28 protein-coding genes and 1 pseudogene are annotated in these 23,922 nt (G+C 68.6%); 14 read left to right on the top strand and 15 right to left on the bottom strand.

Annotation, left to right across the window (positions count from 1 at the left end; translation table 11 throughout):
- A complete protein-coding gene (locus tag Q0V34_RS14975) occupies positions 1 to 597 on the bottom strand; it encodes a shikimate kinase (RefSeq protein ID WP_297513277.1) in 597 nt (198 codons plus the stop codon).
- Positions 598 to 657: 60 nt separating this feature from the next.
- Between Q0V34_RS14975 and Q0V34_RS14980 the strand changes: the two genes are divergently transcribed.
- The 4 genes from Q0V34_RS14980 to Q0V34_RS14995 all read left to right on the top strand — a co-directional run bounded on the left by Q0V34_RS14980 (position 658) and on the right by Q0V34_RS14995 (position 4,154).
- A complete protein-coding gene (locus Q0V34_RS14980; RefSeq protein ID WP_297513278.1) occupies positions 658 to 2,154 on the top strand; it encodes a hypothetical protein in 1,497 nt (498 codons plus the stop codon).
- Positions 2,151 to 3,077, top strand: coding sequence for a site-specific tyrosine recombinase XerD (locus Q0V34_RS14985; RefSeq protein WP_297513279.1), 927 nt, complete (start codon positions 2,151 to 2,153; stop codon positions 3,075 to 3,077). The genes Q0V34_RS14980 and Q0V34_RS14985 overlap by 4 nt, the downstream gene beginning before the upstream one ends.
- Positions 3,078 to 3,160: 83 nt before the next feature.
- Positions 3,161 to 3,382 carry an alkylphosphonate utilization protein gene (locus tag Q0V34_RS14990; RefSeq protein ID WP_297513280.1) on the top strand — a complete coding sequence of 74 codons (222 nt, stop codon included), beginning with the start codon at positions 3,161 to 3,163 and terminating at the stop codon, positions 3,380 to 3,382.
- 76 nt (positions 3,383 to 3,458) lie between these two features.
- Entirely contained in the window at positions 3,459 to 4,154 is a 696-nt protein-coding gene (locus Q0V34_RS14995; RefSeq protein ID WP_297513312.1) for a hypothetical protein, read from the top strand.
- Positions 4,155 to 4,228: 74 nt separating this feature from the next.
- Here Q0V34_RS14995 and Q0V34_RS15000 read toward each other — a convergent pair whose 3' ends face one another.
- From Q0V34_RS15000 to Q0V34_RS15010, 3 genes are all read right to left on the bottom strand, one after another.
- On the bottom strand, positions 4,229 to 4,888 hold the full coding sequence (locus Q0V34_RS15000) for a hypothetical protein (RefSeq protein WP_297513281.1): 660 nt from the start codon (positions 4,886 to 4,888) through the stop codon (positions 4,229 to 4,231).
- Positions 4,885 to 5,199, bottom strand: a complete 315-nt coding sequence (locus Q0V34_RS15005) for a PadR family transcriptional regulator (RefSeq protein ID WP_297513282.1) — start codon at positions 5,197 to 5,199, stop codon at positions 4,885 to 4,887. The genes Q0V34_RS15000 and Q0V34_RS15005 overlap by 4 nt, the downstream gene beginning before the upstream one ends.
- A 69-nt stretch (positions 5,200 to 5,268) precedes the next feature.
- Positions 5,269 to 5,748, bottom strand: a complete 480-nt coding sequence (locus Q0V34_RS15010) for a VOC family protein (protein WP_297513283.1) — start codon at positions 5,746 to 5,748, stop codon at positions 5,269 to 5,271.
- 217 nt (positions 5,749 to 5,965) lie between these two features.
- Here Q0V34_RS15010 and Q0V34_RS15015 point away from each other — a divergent pair.
- The 3 genes and pseudogenes from Q0V34_RS15015 to Q0V34_RS15025 all read left to right on the top strand — a co-directional run bounded on the left by Q0V34_RS15015 (position 5,966) and on the right by Q0V34_RS15025 (position 9,371).
- Positions 5,966 to 6,959 (top strand): annotated as a pseudogene (locus Q0V34_RS15015) (aldo/keto reductase).
- 203 nt (positions 6,960 to 7,162) lie between these two features.
- Complete coding sequence (locus tag Q0V34_RS15020) at positions 7,163 to 8,188, top strand: mechanosensitive ion channel domain-containing protein (RefSeq protein ID WP_297513284.1); 1,026 nt, start codon at positions 7,163 to 7,165, stop codon at positions 8,186 to 8,188.
- A gap of 124 nt (positions 8,189 to 8,312) precedes the next feature.
- Positions 8,313 to 9,371: a CoA ester lyase gene (locus Q0V34_RS15025; protein ID WP_297513285.1), complete on the top strand. Its 1,059-nt coding sequence runs from the start codon at positions 8,313 to 8,315 to the stop codon at positions 9,369 to 9,371.
- Between the two features lie 34 nt (positions 9,372 to 9,405).
- Here the strand turns inward: Q0V34_RS15025 and Q0V34_RS15030 are convergent, their stop codons facing one another.
- The 3 genes from Q0V34_RS15030 to Q0V34_RS15040 all read right to left on the bottom strand — a co-directional run bounded on the left by Q0V34_RS15030 (position 9,406) and on the right by Q0V34_RS15040 (position 11,592).
- The gene (locus Q0V34_RS15030; RefSeq protein WP_297513286.1) at positions 9,406 to 9,831 is read right to left on the bottom strand and encodes an OsmC family protein; all 426 of its coding nucleotides are present in this window, start codon (positions 9,829 to 9,831) and stop codon (positions 9,406 to 9,408) included.
- A 55-nt stretch (positions 9,832 to 9,886) separates the two neighbouring features.
- On the bottom strand, positions 9,887 to 11,290 hold the full coding sequence (locus Q0V34_RS15035) for a cytochrome P450 (RefSeq protein WP_297513287.1): 1,404 nt from the start codon (positions 11,288 to 11,290) through the stop codon (positions 9,887 to 9,889).
- A gap of 101 nt (positions 11,291 to 11,391) precedes the next feature.
- A complete protein-coding gene (locus tag Q0V34_RS15040) occupies positions 11,392 to 11,592 on the bottom strand; it encodes a hypothetical protein (RefSeq protein ID WP_297513288.1) in 201 nt (66 codons plus the stop codon).
- A 286-nt stretch (positions 11,593 to 11,878) separates the two neighbouring features.
- Here Q0V34_RS15040 and Q0V34_RS15045 point away from each other — a divergent pair, with 286 nt between their 5' ends.
- The 6 genes from Q0V34_RS15045 (at position 11,879) to Q0V34_RS15070 (ending at position 15,670) form a co-directional block, all read left to right on the top strand.
- Positions 11,879 to 12,841, top strand: a complete 963-nt coding sequence (locus Q0V34_RS15045; protein ID WP_297513289.1) for an acetyl-CoA carboxylase carboxyltransferase subunit alpha — start codon at positions 11,879 to 11,881, stop codon at positions 12,839 to 12,841.
- A gap of 155 nt (positions 12,842 to 12,996) precedes the next feature.
- The gene (locus tag Q0V34_RS15050; protein ID WP_297513290.1) at positions 12,997 to 13,248 is read left to right on the top strand and encodes a type II toxin-antitoxin system ParD family antitoxin; all 252 of its coding nucleotides are present in this window, start codon (positions 12,997 to 12,999) and stop codon (positions 13,246 to 13,248) included.
- The gene (locus Q0V34_RS15055) at positions 13,238 to 13,534 is read left to right on the top strand and encodes a type II toxin-antitoxin system RelE/ParE family toxin (protein ID WP_297513291.1); all 297 of its coding nucleotides are present in this window, start codon (positions 13,238 to 13,240) and stop codon (positions 13,532 to 13,534) included. The genes Q0V34_RS15050 and Q0V34_RS15055 overlap by 11 nt, the downstream gene beginning before the upstream one ends.
- Positions 13,535 to 13,567: 33 nt before the next feature.
- Entirely contained in the window at positions 13,568 to 14,170 is a 603-nt protein-coding gene (locus Q0V34_RS15060) for a hypothetical protein (RefSeq protein WP_297513292.1), read from the top strand.
- 290 nt (positions 14,171 to 14,460) lie between these two features.
- Positions 14,461 to 14,925 carry a DUF488 family protein gene (locus Q0V34_RS15065; RefSeq protein ID WP_297513293.1) on the top strand — a complete coding sequence of 155 codons (465 nt, stop codon included), beginning with the start codon at positions 14,461 to 14,463 and terminating at the stop codon, positions 14,923 to 14,925.
- A 160-nt stretch (positions 14,926 to 15,085) separates the two neighbouring features.
- Entirely contained in the window at positions 15,086 to 15,670 is a 585-nt protein-coding gene (locus Q0V34_RS15070; protein ID WP_297513294.1) for a hypothetical protein, read from the top strand.
- A 162-nt stretch (positions 15,671 to 15,832) separates the two neighbouring features.
- Here Q0V34_RS15070 and Q0V34_RS15075 read toward each other — a convergent pair whose 3' ends face one another.
- From Q0V34_RS15075 to Q0V34_RS15110, 8 genes are all read right to left on the bottom strand, one after another.
- On the bottom strand, positions 15,833 to 16,027 hold the full coding sequence (locus Q0V34_RS15075; RefSeq protein ID WP_297513295.1) for a type II toxin-antitoxin system VapB family antitoxin: 195 nt from the start codon (positions 16,025 to 16,027) through the stop codon (positions 15,833 to 15,835).
- A 160-nt stretch (positions 16,028 to 16,187) separates the two neighbouring features.
- Positions 16,188 to 16,574, bottom strand: a complete 387-nt coding sequence (locus Q0V34_RS15080; protein WP_297513296.1) for a hypothetical protein — start codon at positions 16,572 to 16,574, stop codon at positions 16,188 to 16,190.
- A 69-nt stretch (positions 16,575 to 16,643) separates the two neighbouring features.
- The gene (gene uvrB, locus Q0V34_RS15085) at positions 16,644 to 18,926 is read right to left on the bottom strand and encodes an excinuclease ABC subunit UvrB (RefSeq protein WP_297513297.1); all 2,283 of its coding nucleotides are present in this window, start codon (positions 18,924 to 18,926) and stop codon (positions 16,644 to 16,646) included.
- 82 nt (positions 18,927 to 19,008) lie between these two features.
- Positions 19,009 to 19,953: a hypothetical protein gene (locus tag Q0V34_RS15090; protein WP_297513298.1), complete on the bottom strand. Its 945-nt coding sequence runs from the start codon at positions 19,951 to 19,953 to the stop codon at positions 19,009 to 19,011.
- 35 nt (positions 19,954 to 19,988) lie between these two features.
- Positions 19,989 to 20,876 (bottom strand): DNA/RNA non-specific endonuclease, encoded by an 888-nt coding sequence (locus tag Q0V34_RS15095; RefSeq protein WP_297513299.1) that lies wholly within the window; start codon positions 20,874 to 20,876, stop codon positions 19,989 to 19,991.
- Positions 20,877 to 20,898: 22 nt separating this feature from the next.
- Complete coding sequence (locus Q0V34_RS15100) at positions 20,899 to 21,330, bottom strand: hypothetical protein (RefSeq protein ID WP_297513301.1); 432 nt, start codon at positions 21,328 to 21,330, stop codon at positions 20,899 to 20,901.
- A 35-nt stretch (positions 21,331 to 21,365) separates the two neighbouring features.
- Positions 21,366 to 21,740 (bottom strand): hypothetical protein, encoded by a 375-nt coding sequence (locus Q0V34_RS15105; protein WP_297513303.1) that lies wholly within the window; start codon positions 21,738 to 21,740, stop codon positions 21,366 to 21,368.
- 238 nt (positions 21,741 to 21,978) lie between these two features.
- The gene (locus Q0V34_RS15110; protein ID WP_297513305.1) at positions 21,979 to 22,428 is read right to left on the bottom strand and encodes a DUF1810 domain-containing protein; all 450 of its coding nucleotides are present in this window, start codon (positions 22,426 to 22,428) and stop codon (positions 21,979 to 21,981) included.
- 557 nt (positions 22,429 to 22,985) lie between these two features.
- Between Q0V34_RS15110 and Q0V34_RS15115 the strand changes: the two genes are divergently transcribed.
- Positions 22,986 to 23,922, top strand: a 937-nt coding sequence (locus Q0V34_RS15115; RefSeq protein WP_297513307.1) for a cell wall hydrolase, incomplete at its 3' end; no start/stop codon positions are given.

Raw genomic sequence — 23,922 nt, forward strand, 5'->3', positions numbered from 1 at the left:
CTACTCGGCCACGGGGAGGCGGGCGCGCAGCGCGGTCAGGATGGCCTCGACGGCCACCATATGCGGCGTGTCGCCCGTCTGCACGTGCACCTGGGCCTCGGCATAGGCCGGATTGCGCACCCGGGCCAGTTCGGTCAGCACCTCGACCGGATCCTTGCCGCGCACCAGCGGGCGGTTGTCCTTGCGCGACACCCGGCGCGCCAGAAGCTCGACGTCGGCCTTCAGCCAGACCGACACGGCCTTGGCGTTGATCAGGGCGCGGGTCTCGGGATTGACGAAGGCCCCGCCGCCCGTGGCCAGCACGTGCGGCGGCTCGTCCAGCAGCCGGGCGATCACTCGCCGCTCGCCGTCGCGGAAGGCGGCCTCGCCCAGCTCGGCGAAGATCTCGGAGATCGACCGGCCCGCGGCGGCCTCGACCTCGGTGTCGGCGTCGCGGAACGGCAGGTCCAGCAGATTGGCCAGCCGCCGCCCGACGCTGGACTTGCCCACGCCCATCAGGCCGACCAGCACGATGGTGCGCTGGCGCAGCGGGGCCAGGTCCTCGGGCCGGTGGCGGGAGAGGGCCTTGTCTTCGGGACTCGGAGGCGGTTCGGTCATGATGCGGTCGCGGGTTTACACGAGGCTGGACCCAACCGCCAAGTTTGCGAGAGTCCCGCGATGCGTCATAACCGGTTCATGGCTCCTTCGATGCGCTCCGCCCACGCCGCCGCCCTGTGTCTCGCGCTCGCCGCGCCCGTCGCCGCCCGCGCCCAGGAAGAGGTCAAGGTCAAGAGCCTGGCCGCGCCGGACTATTTCTCCAGCCCGGCGGCCGAGACGGGCCTGCCCGCCGATCTCTGGAAGGACACCGCGCCGGACATCCTGCGCGACATCCTGCCGAAGCTGGCCGGCGGCAAGCCGCTGTCGCCGGCCTTCGCCAGCTTGGCGCGGCGCCTGCTGGCGGCCGGCGCCAACGCCCCGGCGGCGGTGGGCAACGATCCCGAGATGGGCGGCGCGCGGGGCCTGGCCCTGATCGCCCTGGGCGAGGCCAAGGGCGCCAACGCCATCCTCGACCGCGCGCCGGGCGTGGCGGGCAGCGCGGGCCTGTCGATGGCCCTCGCCGAGGCGGCGCTGATCGCCGGCGACGACGACAAGGCCTGCCGCGCCGAGGAAGCGCTCACCGTCGATCGCGGCGGTCCCTACTGGCTGCGGCTGCGGGCCTTCTGCCAGTTGCGGGCCGGACAGGCCGACGCCGCCCAGCTGACCTTCCAGCTGGTCCAGCAGCAGACTCCGAAGGGCAAGGAGGACGCCGACTATGTCCGCCTGATGGGCGCGGCGCTGGCGGGAACCGCGCCGGGGACCGCGTCCCTGAAGACGGGCCTCGACTACGCCCTGTCGCGGCGGCTGAACCTGGACATCCAGTCGGCCTCGGCGATCGCCTCGGCCTCGCCGGCGCTGAAGCCGCTGCTGCGCCCGGCGGCGGGCGATCTGGCCGGCGTCGCGCCCGGCGCGGACCTGACCGCGGCCGAGGCGTCCGACATCGCCTTCCTGCGTCAGGCCAAGACCGTGCCGGCCTTCGTCGAGGCCGCCCAGGCCTCGGCCGCCTCGATCGCCGCCCTGGCCGCCGCCGGCGCGCCGCTGCAGGACCCGGTGCTGCTGGCCCGCGCGGCCGTGGCGGCGGGCGACGTCGCCAGCGCCCAGGCCATTCGCGGCCGCATGGTCCAGGACCGCGTGCCGGGCGCCAGCCCCGCCGATCTCGCCATCCTCGACGCCCTGATCGCGGCGGCCTCCGGCAAGGTCGACAACCAGGCGCTGGGCAATCTGGTCGCCCGGGGCGCGGCCTCGGGCGCCCGTTCTCCGGCCCAGATGGCCGCCGGGCTGCTGTCCAGCCTGGGCGGGACCCTCGACGCCGACGCGCGCGCCCAGTTCGCCAATTTCGACCTCGGCCGACCCGCCGCCTCGGCCGCGCGGGTCCAGCTGATCGACGACGCCGCCGGCGCCAAACGCAAGGGCGAGGCGGGGCTGCTGGCCCTGTCCATCGCGCTGGACGCCGGCCCGGCCGGCCCGCAGCCGGTCGACCGCGCCCGTATCGCCCGGGGCCTCAATCGCGCGGGCCTGACCGCCGACGCCCGCGCCATCGTCGTCGAGGGGCTGCTGGGCCTGGCCTTCACGAAATGAGCGCGAAGGCGGCCGGCTGGGTCGACGCCTTCCTGGAGATGATGGCCGTCGAGCGGGCGGCGGCCCGCAACACCCTGACGGCCTACGGCAAGGATCTCGACGACGCCCGCGCCTTCCTGGGCCGTTCGGGCCAAGATCTCGACGACGCCGACGCGCAAACCGTCGAGGCCTATTTCCAGGATCTCGGCGCGCGGGGCCTGTCGCCCGCCACGGCGGCCCGCCGCCGCTCGGCCGTCCGCCAGTTCTACCGCTTCGTGCTGGGCGAGGGCTGGCGGACCGACGATCCCTCCCGGCGCGTCGCCGCGCCCAAGGCCGGCCGGCCTCTGCCCAAGGTGCTGGAGCGCGAGGAGATCGAGCGCCTCTTGGCCGCCGCCCTCGCCAAGGACAGCGCCCAGGGCGTTCGCCTCTCTTGCATGATCGAGCTGATCTACGCCTCGGGCCTGCGGATCTCGGAACTGCTGGCCCTGCCGCTGTCGGCCCTGGCGCGGGATCCGGCCTATCTGATCGTCAAGGGCAAGGGCGGCAAGGAGCGGCTGGCCCCGCTGAACGACGCGGCCCGCGCGGCGGTGAAGACCTATCTGGCCGCGCGACCGGCCTTCCTGCCCAAGGGCGCGAAGGATAGCCCGTGGCTGTTCCCCTCGCGCGGCGCGTCCGGCCGGCTGACCGCGCGGCGCGTCGGGCAACTTCTCGAAGACGCGGCGATCGCCGCCGGGATCGACCGCGACAAGGTCAGCCCCCACGTGCTGCGCCACGCCTTCGCCACCCACCTGCTGGAAGGCGGCGCGGACCTGCGGGTGATCCAGACCCTGCTGGGCCACGCCGACATCGCCACCACCCAGATCTACACCCACGTGGCCGGCGAGCATCTCCAGCACATTGTCCAGACCAAGCACCCGCTGGGGCGGAAGAAGACGCCCGGTTGACGCCGGCCCAAGGCGCCGCTTAGGAAAGCCCCCACGAAATCTACGGGTTTGCCGACCTGGCGCCCGCTCCCGAAAGGCTCGTCATGTCGGACGAAACCCGCGACTCCAACGGCGCCGTCCTCGCCGACGGCGACAATGTCACCCTGATCAAGGACCTGAAGGTCAAGGGCTCGGGCGGGGTGACCCTCAAGCGCGGCACGCTGGTCAAGAAGATCCGCCTGACCGGCGACCCCGACGAGATCGAGGCCAATGTCGACAAGGTCAAGGGCCTGGTTCTGCGCACCGAGTTCGTCAAAAAGGCATAAGCTTAACCTTGCCCTGTTAGATCTGGCCTTCGAGACAGGCGGAGAACCGCCGTGGCGGGCTGGAAGGCCGGTGGTGATGGTGACCGGACAGGCGGGCGCCCTGGCGCGGCTCGCCTACGCCAAGACCGCGAAGGGCGCGCCCGTCGCGGCGAACGCGGCGACGTCGGCCCCCGGCTCGCCCGAAGCCAAGAAGGCCGCCGAGGCCCTGGCGGCGGCCGATAAGCTCAAGCAGGACCTGCGCGCCGGCCGCAAGAGCGCCGTCGGCGACGCCAAGGGCCGCGCCAAGGCCAGGCTGCAACGGATCGTCGAGCGCCTGAAGCTGCTCAAGAAGATCCACGCCAACGATCCCAAGGCCATGGCCAAGGCGCTGGCGGCGGCGGCCAAGGAACTGCGGGCGGCGGTCAAGGACTATGGCCAGGCGGCCAAGGATGCCGGCGCGCTCTACGGCGAGGACTTCGCCAACCTGCCCGACGCCGCCGCCGATCCCGCCGCCGCCGCCAGCGCCCGGAACCGGATCGAGGACGAGGCCAAGGCCGAGGCCTCCGGCGACATGGAGTTCATCAAGCTCGCGCGCGGGACCAGCCAGGCCCTGAAGGACGAGCTGCGGACCGCCAAGACCAAGGGCATCCTCACCCAGCCCGGCCGCTTCGAGCGCTCCGACGAGGTCAAGGACGAGGAGGGCCTGAAGGACCTCGACACGATGACCGAGGACCTCGACCGCCAGATCCGCCAGGACATGCCGCCCGGCAGCCTGATGAAGCTGGCGGCGTAGCGGCGACCTGCTCGATCCGGATACCGCAGGCCCGCTACGATTGCTTCGATCTGTTCGGCGCGGGGGTCCGGCGCCTAGGCGTCGGCTCTTGCTGGCTCCGCCCGCTGGCGGCTGAGAGCCCAGATCGCGCCGCCAGCCGCCGCCAGCAAGGCGAACGCCACATAGTCCAACCAAAAGACGGTCGGGTGGACCACGAACGGCAACGGCCAGGATAGCCTCAGCGCAAGCTCATTGGCGACGGCGACCGCCGCGCCGGTGGCGATCGCCAACATCAAGCGACGCGGGTTCCACCGCGCGAGCGACCAGGCCGCAGCGCCGAGGGCCCCGGCCAGCAGCAGAAAAGCGGCCAAGTGCCAAAGCGGCATCGTGCCCATGAGGCCCATCGCCTCCCCGACGGTACGTCCGCGCCACATGTGGAAGCGCCCTGCCCAGCCGCTCATGCCGTTGAGTTTCAGGTCCACGAAAACAGCGAGGAAGTAGGCGGGAAACGCCGCGTGGACGATCGCTGTCGCGATCGTGACGGCGGCGATCGACAGACGCGTGATCAGCAGGACGAGGCGCATGGGCGAGATCCGTTCTCTGTAGGCCGTGAGCACGCCGCCAAGGGCGAAGGCCAGGGCCTCGCGCTCGTCGGTGATGGCGGGCAGTTCCGCCTGGATCGCCTCGATCCAGGCGCGGCGACGCGGGGGCATGACGGCGGCCGCATGCATCAAGAGGCGCTGGGCGAGGGTCATTGCGCGGGCTTCGGGACTAGGGCCGACGTGACCGCCGACGGGGCTCCGGAAAGTCTGTCCCGCGCGAGGGCAAGGCCGGCGTCGGTCAGGCGATAGGCGTGGCGCGGGGGACGGCCGGGCGTCAGTGGCTGGCGCCACTCGGCCTCCAGCAGGTCCTGATCGGCCAGGCGAATGAGCAGCGGGTAAAGGGTGCCCGACTTCAGACCGGTCTCCTTGGATAGATCATAGCCGTAGCGCCAGGCTTGCGGTTGGCTCGAAAGCGCTGCCAGCACGGCGATCGTCTGACGCGAGATGTTCGGGGCGCGGGTCATGCGCCCTAATCAACATATGTAGAGTTTTTCGTCAACCACCTCTCCTGGGATTCAGGAGAGGGTGGCGACCTACCCTCCTTCGAACGCCGCGCGCAGGGCCGCGATGTCGATCTTCTTCATGCCCATCATCGCCTGGAAGGCGCGGCCGGCGGCTTCGCGGTCGGGGCTGGTGGTCATCTCGATCAGCTGGCGGGGCGTGACCTGCCTCGAGAGACCGAAGCGGTCCTTCAGCCAGCCGCACTGGCTTTCCTGGCCGCCGTTGGCCGTCAGGGCGTTCCAGTAGTGGTCGACCTCGTCCTGGCCGTCGCAGTCGATGACGAACGAGAAGGCCTCGCTGAGCTTGAACATCGGCCCGGCGTTCAGGGCGGTGACCTTCTGGCCGTCGATCTCGAAGGTCACGGTCATCACCTGGCCGGCGGCGGCGCCGGGCGCCTCGCGGGCGTAGCGACTGACGCTGGTGATCCGGGAATTGGGGAAGATCGACACATAGAGATTGGCGGCGTCCTCGGCCTGGGTGTCGAACCACAGGAAGGGGGTGATCTTGGGCATGGCGGTCTCCATCGTCGCGTCCTCAAGGACGGCGGGGCGGGCGGCGTTCCGACAGGTCTTGTCGGGAAATCTCCGGGGTCTTGTCGATTGCGCGTCCGAACGAGAAGATTGCCCGATCCTCCGGATTCTCGCCCAGGCGCCTGCCGATCCGGCGCCGCGATCCCATCTGAGACCGGCCGCGGCGAGGGCGCCGCCGCCCGCCAAGAAGGAGTTCCCCATGAAGACGCGCAAGCTCGGTGACGGCCTGGAGGTTTCGGCCATCGGCCTGGGGTGCATGGGCATGAACCAGGTCTACGGGACCGCGATGGAGACCGCCGACGCCCACCGGCTGCTGGCCCAGGCCGTCGAGCGGGGTCACCTTCTTCGACACCGCCGAGGTCTACGGACCCTATCTGAACGAGGTTCTGGTCGGCGAGGGCCTGAAGCCCTTCCGCGACAAGGTGGTGATCGCCACCAAGTTCGGCTTCGACATCGGTCCGGAGGGGCAAGGCTTCTCGCGCACGCGCGGCGTCGACAGCCGCCCCGAGCACATCCGCGAGGTCGCCGAGGCCTCGCTGAAGCGCCTGGGGGTCGAAGTGATCGACCTGCTCTACCAGCACCGCGTCGACCCGAACGTGCCGATCGAGGACGTGGCCGGGACGGTCAAGGACCTGATCGCCGAGGGCAAGGTCAAGCACTTCGGCCTGTCGGAAGCGGGCGCGGCGACGATCCGCAGGGCGCATGCCGTCCAGCCCGTCGCGGCGCTGCAGAGCGAATATTCGCTGTGGACGCGCGGGATCGAGGCCGAGATCCTGCCGACCATCCGCGAACTGGGCATCGGCCTGGTGCCCTACAGCCCGCTTGGTCGCGGCTTCCTGACCGGCGCGATCAAGGCGGGCAGCCTGGGCGACAACGACTTCCGCAACAACATGCCGCGCTTCCAGGGCGAGGCGCTGCAAAAGAACTTGTCGCTGGTCGAGGCCCTGACCGCCATCGCCGGCGAGAAGGGGATCACCCCGGCCCAGCTGGCCCTCGCCTGGATCCTGCACCAGGGCGAGGACATCGCCCCGATCCCGGGCACCACCAAGATCGCGCGCCTGAAAGAGAACCTGGGCGCGGTGGACGTGACCCTGTCGGCCGACGACCTGGCCCGCATCGCCGCCGCGGTTCCGGAGACCGAGGTCGCGGGCGACCGCTACACCGCCGTCGGCATGGCGATGGTCGGGCGGTAGCGCCCGCGCCCTCTCTCCTCCCCCTTTTGGGGGAGGGGGGGGGGGCCCGGGGGGGGGGGGGGGGCCCCCCAGCGCCGGCGCTTCTGACTCATGATCAACCCCCTCCGTCACGGCGCGCTTCGCGGCCGCGACACCTCCCCCAGAAGGGGGAGGAGGGCGACAGACCTTGATCGCGGGCGGGTCCTCCGCCCACACTCGCCCCCATGGCCGGACAAAACCCGCTTCGCACGCTCGATTCCTTCGAACTCCTGAAGTTGGGCAAGGCGTCGGTGACGGTGGGCGGGCTGGCGGCGGGGCTGCTGATCGTGGCGGCCGCTCTGTTCGCCGCGCGCGTGGCCTCGGCCGGCCTGCGCCGGCTGCGGGAAAAGGCGGCCGGCGACGCGGCTTCGCTCTATGTGGTCGAAAAGGTCGTCACCTATGGCCTGGTGGTCATCGGGGGGGTGGCGGGCCTGTCGACCATGGGCCTGGACCTGACCTCGCTGACGGTGTTCGCCGGCGCCCTGGGCGTCGGCGTGGGCCTGGGCCTGCAGGGCGTCATCAAGGACTTCGCGTCCGGCGTTTCCCTGGTGTTCGAGCGGCTGGTGGCGGTGGGCGACTTCGTCGAGCTGCCCAATGGCGGCCGGGGCGTGGTGCACGAGATCGGCCCCCGCGCCACCCGCATCCGCACCAATGACAGCACCGACATCATCGTGCCCAACTCGGTCCTGGTGAACGACCAGGTGATCAACTGGACCCTGCGCAACACCAATCGCCGTCTGCGCGTGCCGTTCGTCACCGCCTTCGGGGTCGACAAGGAGAAGGTGCGCGAGGCGGTGCTGAAGGCCGCCAAGGCCGCGCCCTACACCTCGCCCGATGACGCGGTGCGCCGGGCCCAGGTCTGGCTGGTCGGCTATGGCGACCACGCCCTGAAGTTCGAGCTGGTGGTCTGGCCGACGGTCGAGGCGGTGCGCCGGCCGGCGGCGATCTTCGCGGCCTATACCTGGCTGATCGACGACGCCCTGCGCGGGGCGGGGATCGAGGTGCCCTATCCGCAGCGCGACATCCGCCTGCGCGGCCTGTTCGGCGAGGAGGGCGAAGACGCCCTGACCAGCCTGCGCCTGGAGCCGGCCCGCCGCCGCAAGGCCAAGGGCGCCCGCGTCGTCTCCAGCAACGACGCCGCCGCCGACCTCGAGCGCGAGGATCCCGAGGAGATGCCCAAGCCGCCGCCGCCTCCAGCGGCGAAGACTTAACGGCGATAAGCTTGACGCGCATGCTGCGTCGCAGCATGGTTCTCGCGAGCGCGAAAAGCACACCCCTATCCGAATTCCCCGCTTTCGCGGGAAAGGTCGGGTGAGGGAGGATCAAGAACGGGGAGTGACCAGCATGAAGACGCCGCGCGGCTTTTTCAAACCCTTGGCGATCGGCGCGCCGGCGCCGTACCGCGAGCTTCCCGCCCGCGTCGAGCGGATGATCCACTTCGTGCCGCCGCACCTGGACAAGGTCCGCGCCAAGGTCCCCGAGATCGCCCCGACCGTCGACGTGATCCTGGCCAATCTGGAGGACGCCATCCCCGCCGACGCCAAGGGCGCGGCCCTGGCCGGCCTGGTGGCGATGGCGCGCGAGATCGACTTCAAGGCGATGGGCGTCGGCTTCTGGACGCGGATCAACTGCCTGAACTCGCCCTGGCACCTCGACGAGGTGGCGACCATCGTCGAGAAGGCCGGCGACAAGATCGACGTGATCATGGTCCCCAAGGTCGAGGGCCCTTGGGACATCTTCTACATGGACCAGCTCCTGGCCTCGCTGGAGGCCAAGCATGGCGTCACGCGGCCGATCCTGCTGCACGCCATCCTGGAGACGGCCGAGGGCGTGATGAACGTCGAGGCCATCGCGGCCGCCAGCCCGCGCATGCAGGGGATCAGCCTGGGGCCGGCCGACCTGGCCGCCAGCCGGGCGATGAAGACGACCCGCGTCGGCGGCGGCCATCCCGGCTATCGGGTGATCGAGGATCCGCGCGCCGACGGCGCCGAGCGCGTCTCCGTGCAGCAGGACCTCTGGCACTACACCTTCGCCAAGATGGTCGACGCCTGCGCCGCCCACGGCGTCAAGCCGTTCTACGGCCCGTTCGGCGCCATCGACGACCCGGTGGCCTGCGAGCAGCAGTTCCGCAACGCGTTCCTCATGGGCTGCGCCGGGGCCTGGAGCCTGCATCCCAGCCAGATCGAGATCGCCAAGCGCGTGTTCAGCCCCGACCCGGCCGAGGTCGCCTTCGCCAAGCGCATCCTGGAGGCCATGCCGGACGGCACGGGCGTGGCGATGCTGGACGGCAAGATGCAGGACGACGCCACCTGGAAACAGGCCAAGGTGATGGTCGACTGCGCCCGCCAGATCGCGGCCAAGGACGCGGAATACGCGGCGCTGTACGGGTTTTGATCCCCTTCCCCCATCAAGGGGGAAGGGGGAGAGCTTATTGCTCCCCCACCGTCGTCACCACCCGCGCCCCCCCCGTCAGCAGCTTGTGGATCGGGCATTTCTCGGCGATCTCGAACAGGCGCTCGCGCTGCTCCTCGTTCAGATTGCCCTCGAGGGTCAGCACGCGCTCGAAGCGGTCGTGCGGGACCTGGTCGGCGTCGAAGTGGTGGAAGACCTCGACGTGCATGGCCGTGACGTCCCAGTTCTTGCGGTTGGCGTAGAGCCGCAGGGTCATGCTGGTGCAGGCCGCCAGGCCGGCGCAGACCAGCTCGTGCGGATCGGGTCCCAGGTCCAGGCCGCCCGAGGCGACCGCGACGTCGGCGATGATCGTCGACGGGCCGGCCGTGACGAAGGTCTGCAGGCCGCCGTGGCCGCTGTCGTCGGCGGTGGCGGACGGGCGGGTGCGCGGGGCGTCGGTCATGGCGGCGGTTCCTTGGAAAAGCGTGGGTCCAACCTCGTGCTTCCTACCGCGCCGTTCAAGGCCGCGCTTGACCGATCGGCGTCAGCCGGAAGTCCGGCTCGTGATCGGGCCCCAAGGTGATCGAGGCCTTGGGCAGCACGGGCCGCTCGTCGGCCATGGCGATCTGGAACCGCGCCAGCAGGCTGGCCAGCACGATCTGCGCCTCGGCCAGGGCGAAGCCGGCCCCGATACAGACGCGCGGCCCGGCCCCGAACGGCAGGAAGGCCTCGATCCCCCAGGGGTGAGCCTGGTCGATGAAGCGCTCGGGGCGAAAGGCGGTCGGGTCTTCCCACAGCTTGCGATGCCGGTGGATAACCCAGGGGCTGATGGTGATCATGCAGCCGGGCGCGACCGCGTGGCCCGCCACCGTGTCGGCCTCCAGGGCCTGGCGGACGATCAGCGGCGCGGACGGATAGAGCCGCAGCGTCTCGAACAGCACCGCGCGCAGCAGCGGCCAGCGCTTGAGGTCGTCCAGGCTGGCGACCTCGTCGGCCGGCGCCGCCAGGACCTCGGCGCGCGCGCGGTCTTGGGTCTCGGGATCCAGGGCCAGCAGATAGGCGGCCCAGAACAGCAGGCGGGAGGTCGTCTCGAAGCCGGCCGCCAGCATCGAGCTGCACTGGTCGCGGATCTCCTGGTCGGGCAGGGGCGCGCCGTCCTCGGTCCGCGCGGCCAGCAGGCGATCCAGCAGGTCCAGGACGGCCGGATGCGGGCAGGCCCGCCGCGCCGCGATCAGCGCGTCGACGGCCTTGAACCATTGGCCCCCGACCCGCCGCCGCTCCCCGTCCAGGAAGGTCAGGTCGTCGGCGCCCCGGGCGACATAGTCGAAGAAATTGAAGTGCGCCGGCCCTTCCATGTAGCGGCGGGCCAGATCCGCCAGCACCGCGCCCTCGGCGTCGGCGCGCCGCGAGAACAGCGCCCGCAGCACCGCGTCCAGGGTCGCGCGGTGGAAGGCCCTCGCCAGGTTGGCGCGGTCCCGGCCGGCCAGATCCTCGACCAGACCCGCGCCGGCGGCGACGAAGCGCGGCAGCAGGTCGCCCGTGGCGGCCGGGGTGAAGACCGGCGCCAGGCTCTTGCGCTGCCGCCGCCAGGTCTCGCCCTCGGCCATCAGCAAGCCGTCGCCGACCAGCGGCCTCAACGGCCGCGCCGCCTTGACCGGCCGCCCGTATTTCGGCGAGGCCAGCACGGCCCGCGCCGCGACGGGATCGCTGAGCAGCAGGCCGCTCTGGCCCATGAAGACGTAGGGGGTGGCGAGGGCCTCGAAGTCGTCCTCGGTATAGGCGCCGACCAGGCTGCGGGCCATCTCGCGGGCGACGCGCAGCTGGCCCAGGATCGTGCCGCCGAACGGGCGGGGATGCACCTTGGGCGCCGGCGGGACGACGCCGCGAGCGGGGGGCGGCGCGAGGGGGACGGCCTGGTCCATGCGACGGCGACTTTCCGGTTCGGGGATCCGCCGAGGATCCCGCCCGGACCGGCAAGCTAGGCCAGCTCAGGTCGCGACGCAATAATTCATCGCGCGCTGAATTACGCGGCGGCGGCCTGTTGCGTATGGACGTCGAACACGCGCTTGGCGCCGCGCCAGACTTCCACGAAGTCGCAGCGGTGGTGCATGTCGAGCAGTTCGAAAGCTCTCGCCCGCGCCGCCGAGTCGTCGGCGCACGGCGTCACGTCGAAACGGGGCACCGAGCCGTCGGCCTCGACACAGAAGAAGGTGAACACCTGCATGGGAACTGTGCGCTCTCATCAGGCGGGGCCGCGCATATTCGATGGCGGGGGCCGCGGGGCGCAAGTCGACTTCCGCGACCTGCTACAAAACAACATAGGACTCAATGTCGCGATTCACCAGTGAAGAGAGTCTCGATTCGAGACTCACCTGTGGGGCGCGCATCCAACCCTGTGGATAAAACGAGGCGGATTCACGACGGTTCCGCGACGCGATCTGGCCCCTTTCCCTCGGGGGATTCCATCTCTAGGTTCGCACCCTTTCCTCCACGGCGACGTTCAAGAGTCCATGGCCGCCCATTATCTCGATTTCGAGCGCCCGATCGCTGACCTGGAAAGCAAGATCGAAGAGCTCTCCAAGCTCTCCGAGACCGCTGGACCCGGCGCCTTCGACCTCGAGATCCAGGCCCTGCGCGACCGCGCGCAGCAACTCCGCAAGGAGGCCTACGCCAATCTCGACGCCTGGCAGAAGACCATGGTCGCGCGCCACCCGCAGCGGCCGCACCTGCGCGACTACGTGGCCGGCCTGATCGACGAGTTCGTCGAGCTGCGCGGCGACCGCAAGTTCGCCGACGACCAGGCCATCGTCGGGGGCCTGGGCCGCTTCCGCGGCCAGCCGGTGGTGGTCATGGGCCACGAGAAGGGCCACGACACCACCACGCGCCTGAAGCACAACTTCGGCATGGCCCGGCCCGAGGGCTACCGCAAGGCCGTGCGCCTGATGGACATGGCCGAGCGCTTCAGCCTGCCGGTCATCACCTTCGTCGACACCGCCGGCGCCTATCCGGGCCTCGGCGCCGAGGAGCGCGGCCAGGCCGAGGCCATCGCCCGCTCGACCGAGCGCTGCCTGACCCTGGGAACCCCGATGGTCGCCACCATCGTCGGCGAGGGCGGCTCGGGCGGCGCCATCGCCCTGGCCGGCGCCAACCGCGTGCTGATCCTGGAGCACTCGATCTATTCGGTGATCAGCCCCGAGGGCGCGGCCTCGATCCTGTGGCGCGACGGCGCCCGGGCCAAGGACGCGGCGACCCAGATGCGCATCACCGCTCAGGACTTGATCAAGCTGGGCATCGTCGACCGCATCGTCGACGAACCGGCCGGCGGCGCCCACTCGAACCAGGACGCGGCGATCGCGGCCGTCGGCGACGCGGTCGAGGAAGAGCTGAAGGCCATGGCCCCCATGAGCGCCGAGCAGCTGCGCAAGCAGCGGGCCGAGCGGTTCTACGCGATCGGCCGGGCGGGGCTGCAGTAGGGGGCTTTTCTTAGGTCTCCGCCCCCTTTTGGGGGCGGACAGACCGCGCAGCGGTCAGGTGGGGGCTAGTGCTGACTCACGCGCCCTCGACTCCACGCGCCGCGCTTTGACATCTATTGCCATTGGATGACATCCTCCGAGACTGGAGGCGCGCCATGGCGACGATGAATGTTTCCCTTCCCGACGCGATGCGCGAGTGGGTCGAAGGCCAGACCCGTTCGGGCCGCTATCACAACGCCAGCGAATATGTCCGCGACCTTATCCGCCGCGACCAGGAACGCGCCGACAAGATCGCCCACCTGCAACGCCTGATCGACGAAGGCCTCGACAGCGGCGTCGGCGAACGCTCGCTCGAGGAGATCCGCGCCGAGGCCCGGCGGCGGGCGGGCGTGGATCATGAGCTTTAGGCTCAGTCGCCAGGCCGAGCAGGACCTCATTGATATCTATGTGGCGAGCGTCGGCATGTTCGGCGTCGCCCAGGCCGAACGCTACCAGGACACGCTGGAGGCGGCCTTCGACGCGATCGCCGCCTTTCCCCACATCGGCCGCGAGCGCCCCGAACTCCGGCCGCCGGTGCGCGTGCATCCCTGCAAGTCGCACATCATCCTGTACGTGCTGGACGAGCGCGGGCCGCTGATCGTGCGCGTGCGGCACGCGGGGGAGGATTGGGTCGCGGGGGAGTTTGGGGGATAGCGAGGTGGTCGAGCGTGATGGAGCCGCGCGGTCATGCGCGAACCCGAAATCCTAGACATCATCGCTGGACGCAACGAAGGCTTGGCCCTAGCGTCGCGACACAACCTGGGGGGAAGCATGAAGCTGATGATTTCGACGGCGCTGGGCGTCGCGGGGGTTTTGTTCGCCAGCGCCGCGTTTGCTGGCGTCAAGGTGCCAGAAGGCACGGAGTTTCAGATCCGGGTTGAGGAGGCTCTGAGCAGTTCCACGGCCCACGAGGGAGATCGTTTCACGGTCAGCCTAGATGACGACGTGAAGTTGTCGGACGGAACCGTGCTTCGCGCGGGCTATCGTGGCCTTGGCGAGGTTGTCGAGGCCCGCGACAACGGCATACTAGGTAAGAACGGCAAGCTAAACGTGCGGCTGCTGTATCTGAAAGTCGGCGACGATCGAATCAAGCTGCGCGCCAATAAGGGCGCCAAGGGCGAGACCCGCGTTGGCGCGACGGTAGCGACGGTTATCCTGTTTTGGCCTGCCGCGCCCTTCATCAAGGGCAAGGATGTGTCGATCAAGAAGGGCACGATCATGACGGCGTACGCCGATCAGGACGTGGACATCGCCTCGCCGGTGCCGCCACCGCCCGAGGGTGCGAACTGAGACGGCGAGTTTGCCTTCCGCCCGCCGGAAGGAGCTATCCTTACATCTCACGGCGAGACGATCGCAGGGCTGAGCAGGTCACTCAAGGACGAGGCCGCGCCTCGCCGCGGAGCGGTCGCCGGAGGCGATCCTTGACTGACCTGCTCAGCCCTGCACGCTTGCCTGCGTGAGATTTAAGGAGGGCTGTGGCCCAGGGCCTTCGAGGCGAGGGCGAGCATGCAATTTCTTGATATTTCTTAACCATCCAGCAGGAGGATTTTTTGCATCTTAGCCCCAAAGAGGGGGCTCCAATGCTGAATACGATAGGATACGAAGGTGCCGATCTGTCAGACTTCATCGAGACGTTGAAGTTAGCAAACATTCAGACCGTCATTGATATCCGTGATCGTGCTCAGTCCCGTCGGCCCGGTTTCTCTAAATCGGCTTTATCTAAATTGCTTTCGGAATCGGGAATATCGTATCAACACTATAGAGAGTTAGGCGATCCTAAGGAGGGGCGAGAGGCTGCGCGAGCGAATGACTTATCGCGCTTTAAGGCTATATTTTCTAAGGTCTTAGAGAGCGATGCAGCGCAGGCCGCTTTAAAGAAGGTAATTGATGTGGCTGAGAGCGAGGTTGTCTGCCTGCTCTGCTATGAGCGTGACGAAACCCATTGCCACCGCAAGTTGGTGGCTGATAAAATAGAGACGATGACGGGCAATAAGGCCCGGCACCTCGGGGTTCGTCGATTTGAGTCGGATCGCAAGCGAGCGTGACGAGTGCCTTATATTAGTGAAGGCGCTGCCTCATAGGAGCAGCAACTATTTCGAGACGGTTTGCTGCGCTGGCGTTGCGCGCGACCTTACATGGAGGCGTCTCTATCCCGTCCCCTATCGGGTTCTTGAGAATTCGCAGAAATTCGGCCGATGGCACTGGGTGACATACGATTTTACTGCCCCTGCTCATGACGGCCGAAGGGAAAGCCAGAAGGTTGTTCCTGAAACAATTCAAGTTATTCAGAAACTCAATAAGAGCGAGCGATCTAGAATTGCGTGTGCTTTAACACGTGAAAGTGTACAGGAAGCAGAGGCGCGACAGGAGACACTCACCCTCCTTCGGCCCGTTGATGTTACACTGAATTGGAGCAGAAAGTCGGACGCGGATCTCCATGAAGAGCGCGCAAAGCATGCTGCGCTCGTTAAACAAATTTCTATGTTCGATAAGCCCGCCAAGCCCCTTGAGCCGTGTCCATTTGAATTTAGTTTCAAATGGAAGTCGGAAAGTGGAAAGACCCATCGGCACACTTGCGATGATTGGGAGACCTCCACGGCCTTTTTCCACAGGAGAGATAAGTTCGGGGAACAGGGAGCGCTTAAATCGCTGCGCGATACCTACGAAAATGAATATCTGTCCAAAGGAATGCGTTTTGCATTAGGGACCCACTCAAGAAGAGATACACAGTGGCTGTTAGTCGGCGTCCTGAGAGTAGATGAGCAAACACAGGGCGAGCTTGCTCTTTAGATTTACATATTCACGCCATATCCGGTACCAATCCCGACCGCTCCGCGAATGGCTTGAAGTCGTGATCGCTGAACAGCATCGCGTTAGCGCTCCCGATGCACTGCCTGGCGATTAGGGTGTCGAAGGCCTCAGCGAGCGCTCGGACGCTGGAGTCGACCAGGTTCACCCGTCCGCCCGCGTCCCGTCGAGATCCCCTTCCCAAACCAGCTGACCGCGCAACCCACGAACCGCCGCCTGACGCCGCAGGTTCAGCAGCGTCCGCAACCCCAGCTCCACCGCCTCACGCTTCGTCTTCACCCCGGTGATCTTCATCACCTCGGCCACCAGAGCCTGATTGGCCGTCACGGTCACGCGCATGGTGAGCCTCCTATCTCGGCTTGCGCCAGCGCCGGCCCCCTCCACCGGCTTCGCCGGTCCCCCTCCCCCAGGAGGGGGAGGAGAGGGAGCCTCGGCGGCCTGGGCGGTGCTCGCCCCCTCCGGCCCTCCGGCCCACCTCCCCCGGAGGGGGAGGAGCGCCCTACCGCCCCGCCCACCGCAGCGCCGCTTCGGCGCTGTCGTCGGGGCGGGTGTTGAAGGCGATGCGGGCGTTCGGAGCGCCGCGGTGGATGGCGTTGATCACCGCCTCGAACAGGAAGAGCCGGATCGGCGGCACGCGGACGCCGGCCCCGACCACGACCACGTCATAGGGCGCGGCGGCCAGGGCCTCGGCGACCTCGCGTTCGGCCACGGCCGGGTCGGGCTGGATGTAGAGGTTCTTGGCGGCCAGGCCCTTGGCGGTCAGGTCGGCCAGGGCGGCCTCCACCCCGGCGCGGACCTTGTCGGCGGTCATGCCCGGCGCGATGCCGGGGGCGTTGAAGTCGACGGTGTCGGGGTCCTGCCCGACGATCAGGATGCTGGCGGTCATGCGAGGCTCCCCCGGAGGTTGGGGGAGATTGGCCGGGAGAACGGCGTTCCGCAAGCGGAGGGGGAGGATCTACCGCCGCTTCTTCCTGAACTCCGCCGCCTTTTCCTCGCGGATCTCGGCGCGGAGGCGTTTGGGGGCGGACTTGTCGACCTCGTCGCCGGTGGCGGCGAGGACCTCGTTGGCGAATTCCAGGTCCATCAGCTTCATGCGCTTGATCTCGTCGCGCAGGCGGGCGGCGGTCTCGAACTCCAGATTGGCGGCGGCCTCGCGCATCTTGGCCTCCAGGTCCTTGAGCGCGGCCTTGAAATTGTCGCCGCTGAACGGGCGGTCGTCGGTCTCGCTCATGCCCATCGGCACCAGCACGCGGTCGCCGCGCTCGTAGGGGCTGTTGAGGATGTCCTTGATGTCGCGCTTGACGCTCTCGGGCGTGATGCCGTGCTCGAGATTATAGGCGTGCTGCTTCTCGCGGCGGCGGGCGGTCTCGGCCATGGCCCGCTCCATGCTGCCGGTGATCCGGTCGGCATAGAGGATGACCTTGCCGTCGACATTGCGGGCGGCGCGGCCGATGGTCTGGATCAGCGAGGTCTCCGAGCGCAGGAAGCCTTCCTTGTCGGCGTCGAGAATGGCGACCAGGCCGCATTCGGGGATGTCTAGGCCCTCGCGCAGCAGGTTGATGCCGACCAGCACGTCGAAGTGGCCCAGGCGCAGGTCGCGGATGATCTCGATCCGCTCCAGGGTGTCGACGTCGCTGTGCATGTAGCGGACGCGGATGCCCTGCTCGTTCAGGTACTCGGTCAGGTCCTCGGCCATCTTCTTGGTCAGGACGGTGACCAGGGTGCGGTAGCCCTTGGCGATGGTCTGGCGGATCTCGTCGACCACGTCGTCGACCTGGCTGGCGCCGTCCTTGGAGACCGGGCGCACCTCGACCGGCGGGTCGATCAGGCCGGTCGGACGGATCACCTGCTCGGCGAAGACGCCGCCGGCCCGTTCCAGCTCCCAGCTGGCGGGGGTGGCCGAGACGTGCACCGACTGCGGCCGCATGGCGTCCCACTCCTCGAACTTGAGGGGGCGGTTGTCGAGGGCGCTGGGCAGGCGGAAGCCGTACTCGGCCAGGGTCCATTTGCGGTTGCGGTCGCCCTTGTACATGGCGCCGATCTGCGGAACCGTCTGGTGGCTCTCGTCGGTGAACAGCAGGGCGTTGTCGGGGATGTATTCGAAGAAGGTCGGCGGCGGCTCGCCCGGCTTTCGGCCCGACAGGTAGCGGCTGTAGTTCTCGATGCCGGCGCACGAGCCGGTGGTCTCGATCATCTCCAGATCGAAGGTCGTGCGCTGCTCCAGCCGCTGGGCTTCCAAGAGCTTGCCGTTGGCGGTCAGCCAGTCGAGGCGCTCCTTCAGCTCCTTCTTGATCTCGATGATCGCCTGGCGAAGGGTCGGGCGCGGGGTGACGTGGTGGCTGTTGGCGTAGACCTTGATCTGCTCCAGCTCGGCGGTCTTCTTGCCGGTCAGGGTGTCGAACTCGGCGATCGCCTCGACCTCGTCGCCGAACATCGTCACGCGCCAGGCGCGGTCCTCGTAGTGGGCGGGGAAGATCTCGATCGTGTCGCCGCGCCGCCGGAACGTGCCGCGCTCGAAGGCCTGGTCGTTGCGCTTGTACTGCTGGGCGACGAGGTCGGCGATCAGCTGCTTCTCGTCGACCTTCTGCCCGACCTCCAGGGTGAAGGTCATGGCGGTGTAGGTCTCGACCGAGCCGATGCCGTAGATGCAGCTGACCGAGGCCACGACGATGACGTCGTCGCGCTCCAGGATCGCCCGGGTGGCCGAGTGGCGCATCCGGTCGATCTGCTCGTTGATGGAGCTGTCCTTCTCGATATAGGTGTCCGTCCGGGGCACATAGGCCTCCGGCTGGTAGTAGTCGTAGTAGCTGACGAAGTACTCGACCGCGTTCTCCGGGAAGAACGACTTCATCTCGCTGTAGAGCTGGGCGGCCAGGGTCTTGTTCGGGGCCAGGATCAGGGCCGGGCGTTGGGTGCGCTCGATGACCTGGGCCATGGTGAAGGTCTTGCCCGAGCCGGTGACGCCCAGCAGGACCTGGTCCTGGTCGCCGCGCTCGATGCCCTCGACCAGTTCGGCGATGGCGGTCGGCTGGTCGCCGGCGGGCTGGTAGTCGGAGACGAGCTTGAACTTCTTGCCGCCCTCGGACTTGTCCGGCCGCGCGGGGCGGTGCGGGGTCCACAGCATCGGCATGACGCCGACCGCCACGTCCCCCACGCCATTTGGGACGTTATCCATGACGAAGGGCGTCGAGACGTCTTCAAATCCGCTGGAGACGCCGGAGTTCTGGCTGCGAGGCATGGCCCCAAGGTAGGAGCGCGCGCCCCCGAAGGCTAGGGGGGCTGCTGACGGCGAGTGGCAGCAGCCTGGCGGGAGGGCCGCGTCAGGTCAGGGGCAGTTTGGCGTCGCCCAGGGTCACGCCCTGGAACACCCCCTCGGCCTTAAGCTGATCGATCTTGCCGGCGACCGTCGCGCAGCGCTCCGGATAGTCCTCGATCCCGATCACCGACAGGGCCTTCAGTTGCGCGGCGAGGTCGGGCTTGGCCAGGGCGGCGGGGATCTTGCCCACGCCACGCGACTGGTGGGTGATGTCGGAAACCCAGATGGCCAGCCGCGGGTCCTTGCCCGCCAGGCCGTACTGCTGGGCCGCGGCGCGGATCTTGCGATGCATGATGCCGAAGGCGACCTTGACCGAGGCCTCGACCGCCAGCGGGTCGTGGAGCAGCCAGTGCATCAGCTTGGCGCCGTTCAGCGCCTCGGTCTCGCCGGCCGAGGTGGTGTCCGGATTGAGATAGCTCATGAAGGCGACGAGCTGGGTCTCGACCTTGCCGTTCGGCCGGTGGACCTGGGTCTCGGCCTCCAGGGGGTAGGCGACGCCGTCGTCGCCGGTCCGCCAGACCTTGCCGTCGACCAGGCGCAGATCCGGGAAGTAGTCGGCGGCCTTGGGCAGGGCCAGCAGCGCGCGGAACAGCAGGATCAGGTTGTCCTTCGGCGTGTGCGCCGCCAGCTGGTAGAAGCCGAAGGTGAAGCGGGCGCGGTCGTAGGTGTTGAGCACCAGGTGGTGGCCGCCGCCCTCGGCCGTGACCGTCGGCCAGATGAAGTGCGCCCACAGGCCGATCGCGCCGACGGCGGCCTGGCGATCGTAATAGAGCTTGGGCAGCTTGCTGAGGCTGGGCTGGTAGAGGCCGCGATGCTGGCCGTCGCCGTCCTTGTAGGGCACGGTCTCGCCGATCAGGAACGCCGGATCGGCCGAGCCCCGGACCTTGGCGGTCCACTTGCAGCCCTTCACCTGAGGCGCGCCGCTGGCGACGATGTCGAACGTGATCATACTGGCTCCTGATCGAAAGGCCGCTGGCGGCGGGGCTAGTCCTTCGCCGCGTTCGCGCAGTCCTGGCCGTGCCCCCAGAAGGTCCCCTTGCTGCGCTCCAGCACGTTCTGGTCGCGGCGCGACAGGGCGCTCAGGAAGTCGAGGCCCGTGGCGACCTCCAACTGGCTGATCGGGACGATGAAGGTGTCGGAGGGGGTCTTGTCGTAATATTTGTTCTCCAGCCTAAAGCCGACGGCGCGGCCGGACTGGACGTCGTACAGCACCTTGAAATAGGCGGCGGGCGACAGGATCTTGGTCGCGTTGCGTCCGATCCAGGTCGCGCTGCCGCCATAGATCGGTCCGGTGATCACGATCACGTCCGGATGGCCGCCGCACAGCACGGCCGCCCGCACGTCCTCCTCCAGGAACCGCCATTGGGCGCGGTTGAAGCCCGGCCCGATCTGCGGCGACATGTTGGTCATGTAGAAGCTGTCGTTGGTCTGGGCCTGGCTGAACTTGAAGTCCGCCGCCGGGGCCTGGTGCCCGCGATCACGCGGGTTGGCCGGATCCGTATAGTCCTGAGGCGTCGGGCTGAACTCGCCCGCCGCCGGGTCCTTCTGGAACTTGTCGGCCCGCTTGGCCGCGCCCTTCAGCGCCGCCGGCGTGAGACGCTCGATCACCCAGTCGGGATTGCGCGTGGCCTTGTTGAACGACAGGGCGTAGCCGTCGCGGCAGATCAGGATCTGTTTCAGCGCGACGTCGTCGCCGCGATGACGCGGCAGGCCGACGGGCGAGAACCGGGCCAGGCAGGCGGGCGTGGGAGCGCCGGGCGCGGGCGAGCCCTGGGCGGACGCGGTCTGAGCGGACGAGGTCTGGGCGGCGGCCGGCGCGGTCGCCAGAACGGCTCCGGCCAGGGCGGCCGCGCCGAGGAACGAGCGGATCATGGCGGAGCCTCCGGCTGGCCGGCTACTTGTTGCTGTTCGAGATGCCCTTGGAGATCACGAAGCTGCCGCCGCTGATGCCGATCAGCCCCAGCACCGTGGGCGGCACCTCGACGAAGGCGCCCGCCTCGATCGACAGCAGCAGGAACAGGCCCGCCACCACGAAGGTGAAGATCAGGAACTGGAAGCGCGACAGGCTGGCCTTGGACGGGATGCCCTCGGCGGCGGACTGGACCGCGCTGGTCAAGGCCTCGCCGACCGGCGGCGCGGCCCCGGAGGCCAGACCCGCGACCAGCGCCTTGACCGTCTCGCTGCCCAGCGGCTCGGCGATCAGGCCGTCCAGGGCGCCGGGCTTGGTGATAAGCCGCCAGACCACGACGGCGGCGAAGCCCAGGATGATGACCACGATGGCGACGCCGACGATGTAGGCGAGAACGCCCCAGGGGGTGGTGGGCATGGCGACGGTCCTTTCTGGCGAGACGGTGTTGGCGATCAGGATTTGCCGCGCGGCTTGCGCTTGGCTTTGGGCTTGGGTCTGGGCCGGTGCTCGTAAACCTTGCCGCCGACGTGCACGCCCAGGCTGGCGGCGAAGATCGACAGGGTCTCGGGGCTGATCGCCGGCAGGCTGGTGTCTCCCCGCGCCAGCGCCTGCAGACCCAGGGTCGTGTAGTAGCCGGCGAAGGCGACGGTGACGCCCAGGGCCTGAACGCGGGTCGGCGAGACGCCGCCGTCGTGCGGCGCGGCGACCAGCTCCCGCAGCCGCCCGCTGACCAGGCCGCGATAGACCACGACCGCGGCCAGCACGGCCAGCCAGATCGCCAGCCCGTACTCGGCGAGTTGCGAGACCTGCTTCAAGGGCATGGTCATGCGGGATCGGCCTCGGCTTGAGTGTCGAAGACGCGTGCAGCGGCGACGTCTGGCGGCGCCCGGATGAAACGGAACTTTTGTCGATGCGAAAGGACGGACGACCCTCGATCGGCCGTTCGGACTGACAGCGCCCCCGCGCGTCCTAAAGCTCGCGCGAATTTAACGATATGTCAACGCAGAGATGTATCGAAAGCCGCGCCGACCGAGGCAAGAGCCACGCCGCGCCGCAAGGCGCTGCCTAGTCCGAGGCGCCCTTCAGCCGCGCCAGGGTCAGCGGATCGCCTTCGCCGCCGAAGTATTTGTCGAGCGCGCTCTGGAACGCCGACTCTTCCGGATCGGCGGCGCGGAACAGGGTCAGGCACGAGCGCAGCTTCAGGTCGTCGGGCGAGCCGAACACCGCGTTGGCGTCGCGGCCGGGGAGGGCGAGGATCGCCTCGACCATCTCGATCAGCCGCGGACCCAGCACCGGATGGGCCAGATAGGCCCGCGCCTCGTCCAGGCCGCCGATGGCGTAGAAGCGCGCGGTGGGGCTCTGACCCAGACCCGCGATCTGCGGAAAGACGAACCACATCCAATGGCTGGTCTTCAGGCCCCGCCGCAGCTCGGCCAGCGCCGACTCGTGGATCGCCGTCTGGGCCTCCACGAACCGGGAGAGATTGTAGCGGGACGTCGTCGCGGCGTGACTCACCTCAAACCTCCCCTGGGTCGCGGCCCCGCTGTCCGGCGCTGCCGTCGAGACAGGGAAACGCGGCGGTCGCGCGTCGGATGCGAGCGTTGCCGAACAGAACCGTGATTCCATCACAGGGGTCTGACGCGCGGGGCTTTTCACGCTCCGATTAGAGGGTCGGGTTTGAAGACTAGGGGCCGCGACGCGGTCGAGACTCAGGTTCGGTTGAGTAACCTCGCGGCGGGCTCGAATGGGGGCGCGCCCGGGTTGAGCAAAGGCGCGGCGCGGCCTTGGGCTCGAGAAAAAAACCGCGCTCGACGTCTTTCGGCTTTTTGCGACAATTCAAGGCGTTAACCATTGGGCGGGTGCGACACTCGGGCGCGGTGGTCATGTCGCGGCGCGGCAAGTGCTTGCGAGTCGGTCATGGATACGTCATAAGCCGCGACAAGCAGGATCTTGGCCACATCGTGATACGGCCGATCCTCCGCTTCGAAGCGGTCCCCGACAGTGGTTTTCCAGGGGTCTTCGAGGCGATTTTGTCGGGGGGCGGAACGCCCTCGCCGCGCAGGACACGAGTTTTGTATATCAAGTCGCAGACGCGCGCGGACGCGCGCGGGCTGGTCGGCGCCGTATTGGTCGGATCCATCACGGGTCTGGCCCTGGGCGGCGTTTACCTCCTCGGTGGGCTCGCCCAATCGGCCTCCACCCACGCCCGCGTCGCCCGGTTGGCGGAAGGCGCTTCGGGAGACTTCTCCGACGCGGCCATGCTCAGCGCGTCTACGCGTATGGACCCCGGCGCCCTCGCCGTGGCCAGGCGTCATGATCCGTATCTGTTCGCCGCCGTCGAGCGCGGCGATCGCCAGTCGCAACTGTTGGCTCAGCGCCTGGAGGGCGCGAACCTGCTGCCCGGCCAGACCGGCCGCACCGGCCCGCTGATGCTGCGCGCCAGCTTCGGCTCGCCGTTCAATGTCGGCGGGGGCGCGGCGCCGTTCCAGCTGGGCAACGCCCTGGAAAGCTCGCGCGAACTCGAGTGCCTGGCCGACGCGATCTATTACGAGGCGCGGGGCGAGACCCCCAGCGGCCAGGCGGCCGTCGCCCAGGTGGTCATGAACCGCGTCCGCCACCCGGCCTTCCCCAAGTCGGTCTGCGGCGTGGTCTTCCAAGGCGCCTATAACCGCACCGGCTGCCAGTTCAGTTTCGCCTGCGACGGCTCCATGCGCCACGCGCGCGATGTCGGGGCCTGGAACCGCGCCCGCCGGATCGCCACGCGCGCCCTGGCCGGCGACATGTCGAACCAGGTCGGCTCGGCGACGCACTTCCACACGATCAACGTCTCGCCCGGCTGGGGTCCGCGCCTGCTGCGCGTGGCCCAGGTCGGGATGCACATCTTCTACCGCTTCGGCCGTCACGGCGGGGCCAGCCTGTCGCCGTCGCAGCCCGCGACCGTCGACGACATCGCGCCGTCGGACATCGCCAACCTGACCGCCGACGGTCGCCCGCCGGTGGTCTACGCCG

Source organism: uncultured Caulobacter sp. (genome assembly GCF_947036865.1).
Classification (GTDB): domain Bacteria; phylum Pseudomonadota; class Alphaproteobacteria; order Caulobacterales; family Caulobacteraceae; genus Caulobacter.